The sequence below is a fragment of the Mesorhizobium sp. M7A.F.Ca.CA.002.04.1.1 genome (genome assembly GCF_004022805.1).
In the GTDB taxonomy this organism is placed as follows: domain Bacteria; phylum Pseudomonadota; class Alphaproteobacteria; order Rhizobiales; family Rhizobiaceae; genus Mesorhizobium; species Mesorhizobium ciceri.
On the sequence record NZ_RZPL01000706.1, the window covers coordinates 1 to 2,893 of the forward strand.

3 protein-coding genes and 1 pseudogene are annotated in these 2,893 nt (G+C 66.1%); 1 reads left to right on the forward strand and 3 read right to left on the reverse strand.

Annotated elements, in window-relative coordinates:
• The 3 genes and pseudogenes from ENZ75_RS27120 to ENZ75_RS27130 form a co-directional block, all read right to left on the reverse strand.
• A pseudogene (locus tag ENZ75_RS27120) lies at positions 1-406 on the reverse strand (PLP-dependent aminotransferase family protein); the annotation flags it as partial.
• A gap of 175 nt (positions 407-581) precedes the next feature.
• On the reverse strand, positions 582-1,034 hold the full coding sequence (locus tag ENZ75_RS27125) for a GNAT family N-acetyltransferase (RefSeq protein ID WP_063170279.1): 453 nt from the start codon (positions 1,032-1,034) through the stop codon (positions 582-584).
• Positions 1,035-1,098: 64 nt separating this feature from the next.
• Complete coding sequence (locus tag ENZ75_RS27130) at positions 1,099-1,851, reverse strand: pyridoxamine 5'-phosphate oxidase family protein (RefSeq protein ID WP_063168570.1); 753 nt, start codon at positions 1,849-1,851, stop codon at positions 1,099-1,101.
• A gap of 35 nt (positions 1,852-1,886) precedes the next feature.
• Here ENZ75_RS27130 and ENZ75_RS27135 point away from each other — a divergent pair.
• A partial coding sequence (locus ENZ75_RS27135) for a PLP-dependent aminotransferase family protein (RefSeq protein ID WP_245481256.1) occupies positions 1,887-2,893 on the forward strand: 1,007 nt, incomplete at its 3' end.

Below are 2,893 nucleotides of genomic sequence, written 5' to 3' on the forward strand. Positions count from 1 at the left end.
CATAGGCGTTGAAAGCCTGCAGCGCGCCGAGATAGGTCGGCCACGTCACCAGCGCGGTGTCGCCCGGCGACAGGAACAGCTTGCCGAGATAATCCAGCGCCTGCTGCGAGCCGGAGGTGATGAAGATGTTGGCCTCGTCGCAGGCGACGCCGAGCTTGCCCATCTGCCCGGCGAGCCAGCGCCGCAAAGGCAGATAGCCTTCCGAGACCTGGTACTGCAGCGCCGCGCCCGCCTCGGCGCCACCCAGCACATCGGCATAGGCGTCGCGGATCGCCTCGGCCGGGAACAGCGCCGGATCGGGAATACCGCCGGCAAACGAGATGATGTCCGGCTGGTCGAGCAGCTTCAGCAGCTCGCGGATTTCGGACGCTTTCATGCGCGACGAGCGCGAAGCCAACAGGTTCATAAGGGTCACGGCACGCCTCCCCGACGCTGCAATATAGGTCAACTTGACTGACCTATATCCCCTCTTGGCCGCGAATTGAAGTGTGCCTGAACGGTTTCCCGAATGCGCCAGCACTGGCGCACTGCTCGAACGCCGCGAGCAGTTCCACAAAAGTGTTGCAGCGTTTTCCGACCGCCTAAAGGCTCTTCTTGTAGCCGAGATGGCTGCCGGTGAAGCCGAGGCTTTCGTAAAAACGATGCGCGTCCGCCCGCCCTTTGTCGGTGGTCAGTTGAACGAGGCCGCAGCCGCGCGCGCGGCACGCGTCGATCGCCCATTCGATCATCTGCCTGCCGATGCCGTCCGAGCGCCTGTGGCCGGCGACCCGAACCGCCTCGATCTGGCCGCGCCACGCGCCCTTGCGCGAGAGCCCGGCAAGGAAAGTTACCTGCAAGGTGCCGACCACCTCGCCGCCATCCACGGCCACCGCCAGCAGCTGATTGGGATCGGCGTCGATGGCGTTGAAAGCGTCGACATAACCTTGCGCCAGCGGCAAGGAAGCGTCCTCGCGGCCGGCGCCAAGCGGATCGTCGGCCAGCATGGCCACGATATCAGGCAGGTCGGAGGCCTGCGCACGGCGGAAGGTGATCATGGTGTCGAGATATCGCGAGGCGGCGGCAGCGGCAAGATTTGAATACGTTCCCACTAGGCGCGGGCTAAACTTCGCCCTCATAAACCCGCTGCGCCTGCGTCAGCGCCTCATCGAGCCGCGCGCCCTCGGCATATCCAGCCAGGTTCCGCGGCCGCTCCATGTCAGGCATCAGCCTCGGACACGGCTCGGCGGCGCCGACCACCATCCGCACCGGGATGACGCCGGCCCAAACCGGATGCCCGTAATCCTCCTCGTCGTCGCCGACGCCCTTGGCGCGTACCTTCGCCGATGCCTCTTCAATACGCATGCCGATCACCGTCGTCGCCTTGGCCTCCTGCGCCGAGATCGGCCTCAGGGTCTCGCTCCGGCCGGGATAGAAACGGTCGACGACGCCGGCCAGCGCCTTCAGTTTCTCCTGCGGCTCGTCGACGATTCGCGCCGTGCCGAAACACATCGCCGAGCGGTAGTTGGCCGAATGGTTGAAGCCCGAGCGCGCCAGCACCAGCCCGTCGAGATGCGACACCGTGAGACAGGCCGGCGTGCCGCCGCGCAGATTGCGCAGCATGCGGCTGGCCGACGAGCCGTGCCAGTACAGCATGTCGTCCTCGCGCCAGTGGATGGTCGGCGTGCAATAGGGCTGGCCATCGAACGTATAGGCGACATGGCACAGCAGCCCGGCATCCAGCACCGCGAAGACTGCCGCATGGTCGTAGCTGCCGCGCTCGTGCAGGCGCTTGACGCGGTTGCGGCTGGTGGTCGGAAAACTGGCTGGCGTGTCGTTCACGGCTTGCATCCTTGGTTGTCGTCTGCCAACCATGCGCCATGACATTGGTCGATAAAAGAACCAATCCCATGAAGAAAAACCGGACCAATTTTCCGGATTGGTCGGCGCTGATCCCGGTCCTGCCGGGCGACGGCCCGCGCAGCCGCGAGCTTTATGCGGCGCTCAGGCGGCTGATCGAGACCGGCGCGCTGGCCACCGGGGCGAAACTCCCGACCACCCGGGATCTCGCACAGCGCTTCGGCCTGTCGCGTTCGGCGGCGGTTGCCTGTTTCGAAATGCTGATCTCGGAGGGGTTTGCGGTCGCCAAGGTCGGCGCCGGCACCTTCGTCGCGCCTGATGTGCCGCATCTGCCGCTGACGCTGATCAAGCCGCGTCCAGCGGAGATCGACGTCGCGGCGTCGCTACCTTGCGGCCTTGGCGTTGCGGTCTCCGATCCGCGCACGCTTGATATGTTTCGCATCCTTCTGTCGCGCCACCTCACCCGCCCCGGACCGGAGCATTTCCGCTATGGCGACCCGCGCGGCGGCCTGCCGCTGCGCACGGCAATTGCCACCTATCTCAGGACCGCACGCGGCGTGCGCTGCGACGCCGGCCAGATCGTGCTGACGTCGGGCACGCAGCAGGGGCTCGATCTCCTGGTGCGTGCAGCACTTCGTCCCGGCGATGCCGTCTGGATCGAAAACCCCTGCTATCCCATGGCGCACGCCGTGCTGGCCGGCAGCGGGGCCACGGTTTTTGGCGTACCCGTCGACGCGGAAGGGCTCGATCCCGAGATCGGCGAAAGCCTGTGCTCCAAGGCGCGCGCGGCCTATGTCACGCCCTCGCATCAATATCCGCTCGGCGTGACGATGACGATGCGCCGCCGTCTCGCTTTGCTCGACTGGGCGCGGCGCAACGATGCCTGGATCATCGAGGACGATTACGACAGCGAGTTCCGCTATGCCGGCCCGCCGCTGACCTCGCTGCAGGGCATGGACGGCTCGGGCCGTGTCGCCTATCTCGGCACCTTCTCGAAAATCCTCTTCCCCGGCCTGCGCATCGGCTATGTCGTGGTGCCCGAAGCGCTGCTCGATGC